Source organism: Streptomyces sp. NPDC007808, from assembly GCF_042868655.1.
Classification (GTDB): domain Bacteria; phylum Actinomycetota; class Actinomycetes; order Streptomycetales; family Streptomycetaceae; genus Streptomyces.
The window spans coordinates 496,550-509,220 of record NZ_JBIAEQ010000006.1; the positions used below are offsets into that span (position 1 = coordinate 496,550).

The window sequence follows — 12,671 nt, forward strand, 5'->3', positions numbered from 1 at the left end:
GTAGCTTGTGCCAGCAAGCGCTTACTTGAAACGATTCATGCCGTCGGTGACGACGCTGCGGGGAGGGGGCCCAACCATGGGAACCAGCAGGAATGTTGAGAGGCGTACGATCCTGAAGGCGGCGGGGGCCTCCGCGGCCGTGCTCGGCCTGGGTGCGACGACCGCCTGCGGCGGTGACAGCGGCTCCGGAGACGGGACGGTCACCCTCCGTTACGCGTGGTGGGGTGGTGAGCCGCGCACCATCGCCATCAAGAAGACGATCGCGCTCTTCGAGAAGAAGTATCCGAAGATCAAGATCAAGCCTGAATTCACCGACTACGAAGCGTTCTGGGAGAAGTTCCAGACCCAGGCATCCGGCGGGAATCCGCCGGACGTTTTCCAGAATGCGGTGGGTTTCCTGCGCAAGTACGACAAGCGCGGTGTCCTGATGGACCTCAAGGCGCAGGCGGACGCCGGGAATCTGAGCCTGGACGGCTTCCGCAACGGCGTCCTGGCGAACGGCCAGGTCGACGGCAAGCAGATCGGCATCCCCGTCGGCGCCAACACCATGGCGCTCGTCATCGACCTCAAGGCCTTCGAGAAGGCCGGCGTGGAGGCGAAGTTCGGCTGGACCTGGGACGAGTACTTCGACGCGCTCCAGACGATCCAGGACAAGCTGAAGATCGCCGGGGACACCGGCTACTTCAGCATCATGTACCTCTACGACCTGTACCTGCGTCAGAACGGCAAGGCCTTCTTCACCGACACCGCTCTCGGCTTCACCGAGGACGACCTGACCGAGTGGTGGGAGGACGGCTACAAGCGCGTGAAGTCCGGGCTCGTCGCCGACCCCAAGAAGGTCGAGCAGGTCAAGCCCAAGTCCGCGCTCTCGGCGGGCCTCGCCGCGTCCGAGTTCACCTGGGACAACTTCTCCATCCGCTACGAGGGTGAGGGCGAGTCGGACTACGGGCTCGCGCCGATCCCCACCACGGACGGCAAGCAGACCGGCCAGTACCTCGGCTCGCTGATGCTGAGCGCCTTCTCCGGGACCAAGCACCCCAAGGAGGTCGCCCAGTTCATCGACTTCATGGTCCACGACCCCGAGGTCGGAAAGATCATGGGCTACGACCGCGGCATCCTCGCCACGACCGAGCAGTACGACGCCTTCACGCCCACCGACGCCAACAACAAGGGCGTCAAGGCGTACGAGGAGGAGGTCGCCGAGGCCGGCGTCCTCGGGAAGATCACCCCGCACCCGTCGGGCGCCGACGTCATCGAGGCGGCGTTCCTGCGCATCGGCGGCGAGGTCGCCCAGGGCAAGACCAAGCCGACCGACGCCGCCAAGGCGCTGTTCAGCGAGGCCAAGGCCGCGTTCGCGGGCTGAGGGGACGTACCACCATGACGCTCGTCAAGGAAGCGCCCGCGCGCCCGGCCGGGAGGCGGCCCGCCGCTCCCGTCGCCGGGCGGCGCGGGCGGCGCCGCGAGAACCTCGCCGGCTACCTCTTCATGTCGCCGTGGATCGCGGGGTTCCTGCTGCTCACGGCGGGGCCGGTGATCGCGTCGCTGTATTACGCGTTCACCAGCTACAACCTGTTCACGCCGCCGAAGTGGGTGGGGCTGGACAACTTCACGACGATGTTCCAGGACCCGCGCTGGCAGAAGTCGGTCGAGGTCACGCTGAAGTACGTCGTCGTGGCCACCCCCCTGAAGCTGCTGCTGGCGCTCGGCGTCGCGCTGCTGCTCGCGCAGAAGCGGCGCGGACAGGGCCTGTACCGGGCCGCGTTCTACATGCCCTCGCTCATCGGCGCCAGCGTCTCCGTCGGCTTCGTGTGGCGGGCGCTGTTCTCGGACGACGCGATCGTGGACCGTACGCAGAAGGTCTTCGGTCTCGACGTGGGCGGCTGGATCGGCAACCCGGACTACGTCATCTACGCCCTCGTGGCCCTGAGCATCTGGCAGTTCGGCGCCCCCATGGTCATCTTCCTGGCAGGGCTCAAGCAGGTCCCGCAGGAGCTGTACGAGGCCGCCGAGGTGGACGGCGCGGGCCCCCTGCGCCGCTTCTGGAACATCACGCTGCCGATGATCTCCCCGGTGCTGTTCTTCAACGTGCTGCTGGAGTCCATCCACGCGTTCCAGGTGTTCGGTTCCGCCTACGTCGTCTCCGACACCCGGTGCGGGCCCGCCGACGCCACGCTCGTCTACACCTGCTACCTCTACCAGAAGGGCTTCAAGGAGGCCCAGATGGGCTTCGCCTCCGCGATGGCCTGGACGCTGGTGGTCGCGGTGGCGCTCGTCACGGCGGTCCTGTTCTGGTCGCAGAAGAAGTGGGTGCACTACGAGGAGGCCGCCAAGTGACCACTGCCACCAGCCCCGCCGCGCACACCGCGAACGAGCGGCGGCGCGCCGGATCGATCGCCTGGCACGTGGGCGCGCTCGTCGTCCTCGCGGTCGTCCTGTATCCCGTGGTCTGGGTGGTCGGCGCCTCCTTCAAGCCGAGCAAGGACATCATCGCCAGCCTCGACCTGTTGCCCACCGCGCCGGTCTGGGCCAACTTCTCCGGGCTCGCCGACGGCATCTCGGGCATCTCCATCGGCAGCTTCTTCTGGAACTCGCTGGTGTACGCCCTGCTCGCCGTGGTCGGTGTGGTGCTGTCCAGCTCGCTGACCGCGTACGCCTTCGCCAAGATCGGGTTCGCCGGGCGGAACCTGCTCTTCACGCTGATGATCGGCACGCTGCTGCTGCCGTACCACGTGCTGCTCATCCCGCAGTACGTGCTCTTCCGCAACCTCGAACTCACCGACACCCTGGTGCCGCTCGTGGCGGGCAAGTTCCTGGCCACGGAGGCGTTCTTCGTGTTCCTGATGGTGCAGTTCATGCGCGGACTGCCGCGCGAGCTGGACGAGGCCGCCAAGCTCGACGGCTGCGGGCACCTCAGGACCTACTGGTCCATCGTGCTTCCGCTGAGCCGCCCCGCCCTCATCACCAGCGCCATCTTCACCTTCATCAACGCCTGGAACGACTTCATGGGGCCGCTGATCTACCTCAACACCCCCGAGAAGTACACCGTCTCGCTCGGTCTGATGATGTTCCGCGACCAGGAGGGCATCTCCAACTACGGCAGCATGATCGCGATGTCGCTGGTGGCGCTCGTGCCGGTCATCGCCTTCTTCATGGCCTTCCAGCGGTACCTCATCGACGGCATGGCGACCTCCGGGCTGAAGGGCTGAGGCGGTCACCATGGCGCACGCACGTGTGAAGGCCCGTGCCCCGCGCGGGGAGTCGGTGTTCGGCGAGCGGTTCGCGGTCTTCGCCGAATGCCTGCTCACCGGCGTCTGGATCGCGGTGGCCTGCCTCGGGGTCGTCACCTACCCCGCGGCCTTCGCCGCCGGAGCACGGCATCTGCGGCGTCGTACGGCCCACGACGGCGGTGGCCTGCGGGAGTTCGCCGAGGACTTCCGGGCGGCCGTGCGGCGCGGCTGGGTCGTCGGGCTCGGCGGGTGGGCGGTCGCCGTCGCCGTGTGGGTGGACGTCCTGGCCGCCCGCGCCGGGATTCCCGGTGGACCCGTCGTCGGGGCGGTCGGCGTCTTCGCCCTGATCGGGGTCGCGGTGGCCCTGCTGCGGGCGGCCGCGGTCTGGACGCCGGGCGCGGCCTGGCGGGCGTTGCTCGCGGCCGCCGGCCGGCGGACCGCGCTCGATCCCGCGGGGTCGTTCCTGATCGTCTGCGGGCTGGCGGTCGTGGCCCTGTCCGCCTGGTTCGTCACCCCGCTGGCGGTCCCCGTCCTGGGGGCCGTCGCGGCGGCCGCCGTCGCCGTGGAGGAGCGGTACCGGCACCGCTGAAGCGGCGGTGCCCCGCACGCGGCACAGAACCCGAGGGCCGTGCGGAAGCCCTCACTGTCATGCCCCTGACCACCTTGCCACTCGCACGGAAAGGAAAGGCCATGTCCCCCATCCCCCGCAGGTCCCTCCTCAAGGCGGCCGCCGTCGCCGGAGCCGCAGCACAGCTCAGCTGGGCACCGGGAGCCAAGACCGCGCAGGCCGCGCCCGGAGCCGCCGGGGCCGACGACGGCCCCGTGACCCTGAACTGGCTGGAGGACGGCGGCCTGGGTGCCGCACCCGGCTCCACCGTCGGTGTGCCGTGGCCGAGGGGCACGCACCAGCCGGGCCAGGCCTTCGCGGTGACCGACGCGGACGGCAGAGCCGTGCCGGTGCAGTCCTGGCCGATCGCGTACTGGCCGGACGGCTCCCTCAAGTGGACCGCGCACGCCGTGAGCTCGGGCGACGGCAAGCTCACCCTCGCCGCCGGAAAGGCCGCGGTACCGGACAGGAAGGTGACCGTCGACACCGGCGGTGGCGTGATCACCGTGTCCACCGGCGTCATCACCGCGAAGATCGGCAAGTCGGGCGCGACCCTCGTCAAGTCGGTCACCCGTGGTTCCACGGAGATCGCCAGGAACGGGCGGCTGGTGCTGATCCGCCAGCCGGAGATCGAGGACGAGGACCAGGGCGCGGTCAGGACCGAGCGCTTCGAGGGGGCCATCTCCAAGGTCGAGGTCGAACAGGAGGGCCCGGTCCGGGCGGTCGTCAAGATCGACGGCAAGCACCGCAAGGGCAGCCGCAGCTGGCTCCCCTTCTCCATCCGGCTCTACTTCTACGCGGGCGCCGACTCCTTCCGCATGGTGCACACCCTCACCTACGACGGCACCCAGGAGCCGGGCAAGGCGAGCGGCGACTTCATCCGCGGCATCGGCGTCCGCTTCAGCGTGCCGATGCGCGACGAGTCCTACGACCGCCACATCCGCATCGGCGGCGAGGGCACCGGCATGCTCCGCGAGGCGGTCAAGGGCATCACCGGACTGCGCCGCGACCCGGGGGCGGCCGTGCAGGCGGCGCAGTTCGCGGGGCAGAAGCTGCCCGACCCCGCCACCTGGGACCAGCGGGTGACGACCCGCCTGCAGTACATCCCCGAGTGGGGCGACTACACCCTCTCCCAACTGTCCGCCGACGGCTTCACCCTGCGCAAGCGCACCAAGAAGGGCCACGGCTGGATCGGCGCGGGCGGCGGCCGGCGAGCCTCCGGCTTCGGCTACGTCGGCGGGGTCGGCGGCGGACTCTCCTTCGGGCTGCGGGACTTCTGGGAGAGGTTCCCCGCCCAGCTCGACATCCGCGACGCCCACACCGACGAGGCCCAGGTCACCCTGTGGCTCTGGTCGCCCGAGGCACAGCCCATGGACCTGCGCTTCTACCACGACGGCATGGGCCAGGACACCTACCCCGAACAGCTCGAAGGCCTCAACATCACCTACGAGGACTACGAGCCCGGCTTCGGCACGCCGTACGGCATCGCCCGCACCAGCGAACTCCTCTTCTGGGCCAACGCGTCCACCCCGAGCCCCGAGACGCTCGCCCGGCAGGTCGAGGCCGTCCGGGTGCTGCCGCAGCTGGCCGCTCCGCCCGAGCAGCTCATCAAGGCCAAGGTCTTCGGCCCCGGCCTGTACGCCGAGCCGGACCGGTCCACCCCGGCCAAGGCGAAGATCGAGGACCACCTGGACTTCCTCTTCACCTACTACAAGGACCAGGTGGAGATGCGCCGTTGGTACGGCTTCTGGGACCACGGCGACATCATGCACACGTACGACACCGTCCGGCACCAGTGGCGGTACGACGTCGGCGGCTACGCCTGGGACAACTCCGAGCTGTCGCCGGACCTGTGGCTGTGGTTCGCCTACCTTCGCTCCGGCCGCGCGGACATCTTCCGGTTCGCCGAGGCGATGACCCGGCACACCGGCGAGGTCGACGTCTACCACCTGGGCAAGTGGGCCGGACTCGGCACCCGGCACGGCGTGCAGCACTACGCCGACAGCGCCAAGCAGCAGCGCATCGCCAACACCACGTATCGCCGCTACTACTACTTCCTCACCGCCGACGAACGCGTCGGGGACCTCATGCACGCCAACGTCGACTCCGACGAGACCTTCCTCGTCCTCGACCCGATCCGCAAGATCCGCACCGAGCCGTACACCCCCGACCGGCACGCCCTGTCGATCGGCTTCGGCACGGACTGGAGCGGGCTCGTGTCGGCGTGGCTGACCGAGTGGGAGCGCAAGGGCCCCAAATGGGAGAAGGCCAAGGCGCGCGTGCTGTCGACCATGGAGACGATCGCCGCCCAGCCCAACGGCTTCGTGCAGGGCACCGGGCTGTACGACCTCGACACGGGCAGGTTCGCCGTCGCCGACAAGCCGGTCGTCAGCGTCTCCCACCTCTCCGCCGTGTTCGGCCTCAACGAACTGTGCGCCGAGCTCATCGACCTCGTCGACATGCCGAAGTTCAACGAGGCCTACTTCGACTACTGCCGCTACTTCAACGCCACCAAGGCCGAGCAGGCGGCGCGCTACGGCTCCCACTTCGGCAGCCTCATCCTGTTCCAGGGCCACTCGCGCCTGGACGCGTACGCCGCCGTGCAGACCGGTGACGAGAAGCTCGCCAAGCGGGCGTGGGAGAAGTTCTACAACTCCGACGGTTACAAGGAGTCGGCCCCCTGGCGGACGGAGAAGCTGAGCGGTCCGGACGCGCTGGTGCCGGGCGACGAGGCCGCGTGGGTGTCGACGAACGACACCGCGCTGTACGGCCTCGCCGCCATCGAGAACCTGGCGCTGCTCGGGGACCGGATGCCGTAGGGCGGCTCAGCGCATCGTTCCCAGGAAGTCCCGCATCCTCCGGGCGTCCCTGAGGCGCTGCTCGTACGTCGCTCCGATCGCCAGCAGCAGGAGTCCGGCGAGGGCCGGCGGCACCCACCGGGGGAGCGCGTCGGTCACCTGCACCAGGTAGGGGGCCAGTTCGTGCAGCGCGTCCAGGGCGAGCACCGCGCCGCCGAGCAGCAGGGGCGCCTGGAGGTGGTGCCGGGCGCCGAGCAGGGTCACCGCCAGGGCCGCGACGCCCAGCAGCAGGGGGCGGGTCCAGTGCGGGTCGCCCCAGGCCGTGACGAGGCTCGGCAGCAGCGTGGCGGCCAGTCCGGGGCCGTACGCCGTCCAGGACGAGACCTGCGTGTCGGCTCGCCTGCGCAGGGCACCGACGAGCAGCGCGGGGGCGGTGACCGGGAGCGTGTACGCCTCCGGCGTCCCGAGGTCCCAGGCCGCCAGGCGCACCCAGGCGGCCAGGACGAACAGGGCGGCGGAGGCGTAGGCGACGGGACGGCGGTCGGGGCGGATCGCCGTCCCGGCGGTGATCACCCCGCACAGCGCCAGGACCAGCGCGAGCATCGGCAGGTCGGCCGCGGCCGCGACCAGGACGACGGCGAGCAGCGCGGCGACCGCGCCGGCGATCTCCACCGGGACCGTCGCAGACGAGCCCCCGAGCCGTGCGGCGAGCAGGGCCGCCGCCACCGGGACGGCCAGCACCAGCAGAGCGGTGTACTGAGGCTGCCAGCCGGCCGCGGCACCCACCGAGCAGGCCAGCGCGGCGGCGTACGCGAGTGCGGCCGGGGCCGTCACCGGGGCGAGGCGCGGCTTCGAGGAGGCGAGCGAGAACAGTGCCGTCATCGCGCACAGTACGGCGATGGTCGCGGGCTCGGAGGTCAAGGAGAGGAAGACGAGGGGGACAGAGGTGAGCAGGGCGAGGACCGTGGCGGTCGCGGCGGGGGCGGGGACGTCCGGGGCGGGAGCCGTGGCCGGCTCAGGGGCCGGTTCCGCCTCCGGGGCCGCGGCCGGACGCAGCCACGCGGCCGCCGCGAGCGCGCCCGCCGTCGTGAGCCCGAGCGTCACCAGGCCCACCCCGTACGGGACTTCGAGCACCACCGGAAGGACCAGCACCGTCGCCCACGCCAGGACCAGCACACCGGTCAGGGCCCGGGGCCGCCACACCGCGTCCCGCACCGCGAGGAACAGCACGGCGGCGACGACCGCCGAGACGACGGGTACCGCCGCGGCGTCCGGTGGCCACGGCGCGTCCACCGTCACCGCCTGCCGCAGGTCCGCCGGGGCACCGGACCACACCCGCTCCGCCCACGCCACCGGACCCAGCAGCACGATCCCCAGCAGGGGCAGCGTCCACAGCAGCGCGAGCCCCTGTACGACTGCGGAGGCCCTGACGAGCCCACGCCGTACCGCGTCCGGCAGCCGGTCCGGCCGTACCGCCGCCAGCAGCGCGACACCGCACGCCAGACAGGCCGGAACCGTCCATCCGTCCGGCACCGCCGAGCGAGCCGTGCCGCCGAACGCGGCCACCGTGAGCAGACCGGCGGCGACCGCCAGGCCGTCCGCGTGCTTCGCGGCGGTCTCCTGCCACGCCACCGCCAGCGCGACGCCCGCCGCGAGGAGGAGGAGCGCCGCCGCACGGGCGGCGGCGCTCGGGCCGGTGGCCGTCCAGGACAGCCAGCCGGCGGCCCACACACCCCAGGCGCCCAGGACGTACGCACCGATCACCGCGGTGATCCGTACGGACCTGGCGGGCACCCGGAGCGCCACACCCGCGTCGATCCCGGCCGTCACGAGCACGGCGGCCGTGACGGCGTAGAGGCCCAGGTCGGCGGCGACCGCCCAGAGCGCCAGGGGAAGCTGGGCGACGACCAGTGCGGCGGGCAGGGGCAGACGCAGCCCGGACAGGCGCGGCAGCAGACCGTACGCCGTCCACAGCGCCGCCAGCGCCGCCGAAGCGGCCGCGACGTACCCGGTGGCGTCCACGTCGGCCGACATGACCGCGTGCAGCGCGTACGCGTCGAGCACGGTCAGCGCGAGGCCGAGGCCCGCCACCGACTCCGCCGTCGAGCGCAGCCCGCGCTTCAGCAGCATCACGGGCGCGGCGAGCACCGCCACCGTGACCCCGCCGAGGACCAGGGCCCTGCCGGTGATCCCCATGTGCCCCCAGCTGACCAGCGTGAACGCCACCGCGGCGATGGTGAGCAGGACACCGCCGAGCACCAGCAGGACGTTCTGGACCCGGGGCGCCGAGGCTTCGGGACGTGGCGTGGCGACAGGAGCCGGGGCGACCCCGGCCGCCGCGTGCAGGGCGGAGACCAGCCAGGCACGGCGGTGCAGCAACTGGGCCCGGCGGGCGTCCAGTTGAAGCAGCTCGGCGTCGAGGAGCCGCAACTCCTCGGCCGGTGGCGGAAAATGCGTCATGGCTGCAGTGTGGTTCGCGTCACGTCGTACGGCATGAGTGCGCGTACTCAGAACGTACTCAAGTGCGGCGGAAACCCGCTGGTCGGGTGCAGACTCGGGCCATGGACTGGAGCCACTACCGCTTCCGCAGCCTGTGGGCGCTGCCCGTTGCCCCCGGCACCGTCTACGACGTGCTGGCCCGGCCCGAGGACTACCCCCGCTGGTGGCCCCAGGTCCGTCAGGTGGACCGGATCGACGAGACGAGCGGCGTGATCACGATCCGCTCCGCCCTGCCGTACGCCATGACCTTCACCGCGCGCGAGGCGCGGCGGGATCCGGAAGCGGGAGTGCTGGAGATCACCATCTCCGGCGACATCGACGGCTGGGCGCGCTGGACCGTCCTCCCGCGCGGCGGCGGGAGCCTCGCCCGCTACGACCAGGTCGTCGACGTGAACAAGCCGCTGCTGAGGCGGCTCGCCGTACCCGGGCGGCCCGTCTTCCGCGTCAATCACCGGCTGATGATGCGGGCCGGCCGGCGCGGGCTTCTCGCGTACCTCGCCGACGGACGGCAAGCGGTTTGAAGGAACCGCGCGGGGACCTGTATTGTTCAGTGCGTTCCCGGGCGATTAGCTCAGTGGGAGAGCGCTTCGTTCACACCGAAGAGGTCACTGGTTCGAACCCAGTATCGCCCACCGGGAAGGGCCGGTCCGCAGCAGCGGACCGGCTTTTTCGTGTGCTCGACCCGCCCGGGGCCGTGGTTCCGCCCAGGACCGTCGTTCGAGCCATGCCGGCGTCGCGGGCCCTGCCCGGGCCGGCTCAGCAGAACCGTTCGTCTCGGCCGACCCGATCCGAACGACGAGCCCTGGCTAGGCGGCAGCCGCCGGCAGGTCCGGCCGCAGGGGCCACGCCGGGTCCACCGCCTCCTCCGAGCCGCTGCGCGCGAACCACGCCTGCAGCCCGCGGGCCTGCGCCGCGTGCCACACCGCCTGGAGCGTGTGCAGTTCGGCGGGGGACAGGCGCTCCAGACGGGCGGCGAAACGGCGCCCCACCGCCCGGACGACCTCCAGGGAGGCCAGCGCGTCGGCCGCCGCGTCGTGCGCGCCGTCCAGTGTCACGCCGTAGTGCGCGCACAGGTCGGTCAGGGTACGGCGACCCTTGCGGTAGCGGTCCAGATGCTTGTCCAGGACCCGCGGGTCGAGCACCAGCAGCGGTGTCGCCTCGAACCAGCGGTCGAGCGACGAAGCCCGGTGCCGACGCAACTCCCGGTCCAGCAGCGTCAGATCGAACGGGGCGTTCATCACCACCACCGGCCGCCCCCGGGCCGCGTGTTCCGCCAGTTCGGCGGCTATCTCGTGGATCACCGGCGCCGGCCAGCGGCCGTTGCGCTGAAGGTGCTCCTCCGTCAGCCCGTGCACCGCCGTCGCCGCTTCCGGCACCGGCACACCCGGGTTCACCAGCCACCGGGTCACCCGCGGCCGGGTCCCCGGGGCGTCCTGGACGACGACGGCCGCCGAAACGATCCGGTCGGTCTCGACGTCCACGCCTGTCGTCTCCGTGTCGAATGCCGCCAGCGGGCCCTCATACCAGCACGCCATACCTACACAACCCCTCGTTCACCGACGGCAGCTGACGTTCCGTCTTCTGCCCGTTTGGTGATACCCGGACCGTTTGCGCCGTACGCCGGAAGGACACAACAGGAGTGCGGGTCCTTGCAGTTCAGCGGTCCGCAACGGGGATTCACTTTGCTTGGAAGGCTGTTGGTCATGGTGATAGCGCAGCCCGAGCGGGGCGGGCTGCTGCCCGAGCGGACGGGCCCTCATCGCGGTTCACTCGCCACCACCGCGTGCATGGAGACACTGCAGGTGGGCTATCTGCACGCCGTCGCGGCGGCCGCCGGGTGCTCGCTGTCGCAGCCGTTCCCGGACAACGGCATCGACTGGCACGTCAGCCACAGCGCGCCCGGCCACACGGTCGACGACGAGGTCACCATCAAGGTGCAGCTCAAGGCCACGTTCCAGGTGCCGCCGAACCCACCGGGCCGGTTCTTCTCCTTCACGCTCGACAACGACCACCTGGCGAAACTCGCCCGCACCCCCGTCTCGGTGCACAAGATCCTGGTCGTGATGATCGTCCCCCGGTCCCGGGAGCAGTGGCTGCGGGCCGGCCACGACCGGCTCGATCTGCGGCACTGCTGCTACTGGGTCAACCTGGCCGGCCACCCGATCAACGGCCGGCGCCGGACCAATGTGCGGATACCGACGTCACGCATCTTCGACGACCGGGCGCTCTGCGAGATCATGACGCGGGTCGGGACGGGAGGCAGACCATGACCCACCGCCCGCTGGAGGAGCCGGCACGGCCGGCCAGACCGCACCCCGTTGACGCCGCCTGGGACCGTCCCCCCGAGGCCTGCGAGGTCGACCCGGCCGTGTTCAGCGCCCTGCTGCACCGGCACGGCTGGCAGCGACGCGGGGGAGCGGCGGGGCGCTACGGCCGCTGGACCCCGCCCGGGCCGGGCGGCAACGGCACCAGTCTGCTCGTGCCCGAGTCCCGCGCCTTCCCGGACAGCGACGACCTGCTCGGCGAGGCCCTGCTCGCCCTCTCCCGCAGCGGCCTGCCCTGCGCGCGCGAGGTGCTGGTCGGGCTCGCCGTGCCCAGCGACGAGATCCGCTGGTGGCGGGACGCGCCCGCCGGACCTGCCGGTGCCGCCTCCTGGGTCGCCGAGGAAGAGCTGCGTACCGCGGCCCGCCGGACCCTCCTCGCCGCCGCGCTCGCCACCCGCGCACGGGCCGGCTACCACGGCGCCCGGCATCGCCGCTCGGCCGCCGCGCTGCTGGAGAACGTCCTCGTCGGATCCGCCGCCGGCGGGCGCGGCCTCACGGCCTTCGTCCCCGTGGGCACCGGGCGCCCGCTCGCCGTACGCCTGCACCAGGCCCTGTACGCGGCTCGGGAGGCCATCGACTACCGCCGGGCCACCGGCGGCATGGACGCCTTCGACGGTGCCGTCGAGGCGGGTGTCAGCCGTGAACTCACGGAGGCGCTGGTCGCGCTGGTACGCGGCACCGAGGGCGCGCGGATCGCCGTCGAGTGGGCGCCCGCGGCCGGGGTGCCCGAGGACTGCGCGGCCGGCGGGGAGAGCGTCGAGTTCTCGCCGGGGGACCTGCCCGTGCTGCGCGAGGCCGGGGCCCGCTATCTGCGCGCGGAACCCTCCGTGCCGGTCAAGCTCACGGGCGCGGTCGTGCGGATGCGCAGGTCGGGCACGCGTGGGGAGGGCACCGTACGGCTGCGGGTCATCGCGGGCGTCGAGGTGCCGCACGTCCGGATGACGCTGGACGAGGAGGCGTACCGCATCGCCGGGCACGCGCACCTGGTCGGGTTGCCGGTGCGGGTGCACGGGCGGCTGGAGAGCCGAGGCGGCTTCCGCAGGCTCACCGGGGCCTGCGGGGTCGCACCGGTACAGGTGGACGAGGCGGAGCGGGACCGGCTGATGAAGTCGCTGCAGGAGACGGCGGACGTGACGGCCTTCTTCGAGGAGACGTTCGGCGGGGAGGAACGGGAGGACTGAGGGCAGATCCCGACGGCCGCCGACGGCAGTCCCCC

10 protein-coding genes and 1 tRNA gene are annotated in these 12,671 nt (G+C 71.6%); 9 read left to right on the forward strand and 2 right to left on the reverse strand.

Going from position 1 to position 12,671, the window contains the following annotated elements:
• Positions 1-76 precede the first annotated feature (76 nt).
• The 5 genes from ACFYNL_RS24640 (at position 77) to ACFYNL_RS24660 (ending at position 6,653) form a co-directional block, all read left to right on the forward strand.
• Positions 77-1,363 (forward strand): extracellular solute-binding protein, encoded by a 1,287-nt coding sequence (locus ACFYNL_RS24640; protein WP_388807025.1) that lies wholly within the window; start codon positions 77-79, stop codon positions 1,361-1,363.
• 14 nt (positions 1,364-1,377) lie between these two features.
• Positions 1,378-2,334, forward strand: coding sequence for a carbohydrate ABC transporter permease (locus tag ACFYNL_RS24645; protein WP_388807027.1), 957 nt, complete (start codon positions 1,378-1,380; stop codon positions 2,332-2,334).
• Positions 2,331-3,206 (forward strand): carbohydrate ABC transporter permease, encoded by an 876-nt coding sequence (locus ACFYNL_RS24650; protein WP_388807029.1) that lies wholly within the window; start codon positions 2,331-2,333, stop codon positions 3,204-3,206. The genes ACFYNL_RS24645 and ACFYNL_RS24650 overlap by 4 nt, the downstream gene beginning before the upstream one ends.
• A 10-nt stretch (positions 3,207-3,216) precedes the next feature.
• Entirely contained in the window at positions 3,217-3,816 is a 600-nt protein-coding gene (locus ACFYNL_RS24655) for a hypothetical protein (RefSeq protein WP_388807032.1), read from the forward strand.
• Between the two features lie 101 nt (positions 3,817-3,917).
• Positions 3,918-6,653 (forward strand): Tat pathway signal sequence domain protein, encoded by a 2,736-nt coding sequence (locus tag ACFYNL_RS24660; protein ID WP_388807034.1) that lies wholly within the window; start codon positions 3,918-3,920, stop codon positions 6,651-6,653.
• 6 nt (positions 6,654-6,659) lie between these two features.
• Here the strand turns inward: ACFYNL_RS24660 and ACFYNL_RS24665 are convergent, their stop codons facing one another.
• Positions 6,660-9,092, reverse strand: coding sequence for an SCO7613 C-terminal domain-containing membrane protein (locus ACFYNL_RS24665; RefSeq protein WP_388807036.1), 2,433 nt, complete (start codon positions 9,090-9,092; stop codon positions 6,660-6,662).
• Positions 9,093-9,193: 101 nt separating this feature from the next.
• Between ACFYNL_RS24665 and ACFYNL_RS24670 the strand changes: the two genes are divergently transcribed.
• Complete coding sequence (locus tag ACFYNL_RS24670; RefSeq protein ID WP_388807038.1) at positions 9,194-9,652, forward strand: SRPBCC family protein; 459 nt, start codon at positions 9,194-9,196, stop codon at positions 9,650-9,652.
• 39 nt (positions 9,653-9,691) lie between these two features.
• A tRNA-Val gene (locus ACFYNL_RS24675) sits at positions 9,692-9,763 on the forward strand.
• Positions 9,764-9,937: 174 nt separating this feature from the next.
• Here ACFYNL_RS24675 and ACFYNL_RS24680 read toward each other — a convergent pair.
• Positions 9,938-10,666 carry a 3'-5' exonuclease gene (locus ACFYNL_RS24680; protein ID WP_388807040.1) on the reverse strand — a complete coding sequence of 243 codons (729 nt, stop codon included), beginning with the start codon at positions 10,664-10,666 and terminating at the stop codon, positions 9,938-9,940.
• Positions 10,667-10,834: 168 nt separating this feature from the next.
• Here ACFYNL_RS24680 and ACFYNL_RS24685 point away from each other — a divergent pair, with 168 nt between their 5' ends.
• Entirely contained in the window at positions 10,835-11,401 is a 567-nt protein-coding gene (locus tag ACFYNL_RS24685) for a DUF4365 domain-containing protein (protein WP_388807042.1), read from the forward strand.
• On the forward strand, positions 11,398-12,636 hold the full coding sequence (locus ACFYNL_RS24690) for a hypothetical protein (RefSeq protein WP_388807044.1): 1,239 nt from the start codon (positions 11,398-11,400) through the stop codon (positions 12,634-12,636). Before ACFYNL_RS24685 ends, ACFYNL_RS24690 begins: the two co-directional genes overlap by 4 nt.
• Positions 12,637-12,671 lie beyond the last annotated feature (35 nt).

What these genes read in the sequence shown, in the direction of transcription:
- ACFYNL_RS24640 (WP_388807025.1), top strand. Translation starts at nt 77, where the DNA reads ATGGGAACCAGCAGGAATGTTGAGAGGCGTACGATCCTGAAGGCGGCG.
- ACFYNL_RS24645 (WP_388807027.1), top strand. Translation starts at nt 1,378, where the DNA reads ATGACGCTCGTCAAGGAAGCGCCCGCGCGCCCGGCCGGGAGGCGGCCC.
- ACFYNL_RS24655 (WP_388807032.1), top strand. Translation starts at nt 3,217, where the DNA reads ATGGCGCACGCACGTGTGAAGGCCCGTGCCCCGCGCGGGGAGTCGGTG.
- ACFYNL_RS24660 (WP_388807034.1), top strand. Translation starts at nt 3,918, where the DNA reads ATGTCCCCCATCCCCCGCAGGTCCCTCCTCAAGGCGGCCGCCGTCGCC.
- ACFYNL_RS24665 (WP_388807036.1), bottom strand. Translation starts at nt 9,092, where the DNA reads ATGACGCATTTTCCGCCACCGGCCGAGGAGTTGCGGCTCCTCGACGCC.
- ACFYNL_RS24670 (WP_388807038.1), top strand. Translation starts at nt 9,194, where the DNA reads ATGGACTGGAGCCACTACCGCTTCCGCAGCCTGTGGGCGCTGCCCGTT.
- ACFYNL_RS24680 (WP_388807040.1), bottom strand. Translation starts at nt 10,666, where the DNA reads ATGGCGTGCTGGTATGAGGGCCCGCTGGCGGCATTCGACACGGAGACG.
- ACFYNL_RS24685 (WP_388807042.1), top strand. Translation starts at nt 10,835, where the DNA reads ATGGTGATAGCGCAGCCCGAGCGGGGCGGGCTGCTGCCCGAGCGGACG.
- ACFYNL_RS24690 (WP_388807044.1), top strand. Translation starts at nt 11,398, where the DNA reads ATGACCCACCGCCCGCTGGAGGAGCCGGCACGGCCGGCCAGACCGCAC.